Annotated in this window: 1 pseudogene; it reads left to right on the top strand. The window is 60.5% G+C overall.

Annotation, left to right across the window (positions count from 1 at the left end):
• Window positions 1-227, top strand: a pseudogene (locus GVL03_RS21460) (hypothetical protein); the annotation flags it as partial.
• Window positions 228-397: the final 170 nt, after the last annotated feature.

Genomic DNA, 397 nt, shown 5'->3' with positions numbered 1-397 from the left:
ACCCGAACGTACGCCATGCGACTCCGGGCTCGGCCGATCTGTGCTTTTTGACTGAATCGCCTCTCGACGAAGTCATGGCCCACCTGGCCCATCTCGGAGTGGCCATTGTGGAAGGGCCGGTGAACGCCACAGGTGCCTGCGCCCGGCTGCGGTCCATCTACTTCTACGATCCCGATGAGAACCTGATCGAGGTGGCCAACGAAGTCGCCGATGGGGCGGTGAGCTAGGGGCTCCCTCCCCTGGATGAGCCCCTGCAACGGGGCAAGACGGGTCCGGCTGTTGCCGCTGTGTCCTAAAATTACGCTCCCGAGGAAAGAACCGGCATGGCCACAGCCATGAAAGGCTTTCATTCTTGCAACCAAGCGTGGTGAAGATGAGCAAGCCTTTTGTTTCGCTG

The organism is Microbacterium sp. 18062 (genome assembly GCF_902706225.1).
In the GTDB taxonomy this organism is placed as follows: Bacteria; Actinomycetota; Actinomycetes; order Actinomycetales; family Microbacteriaceae; genus Microbacterium.
The sequence above is the reverse complement of the archived record's forward strand: the minus strand, read 5'-3'. Positions and strand labels throughout refer to the sequence as shown.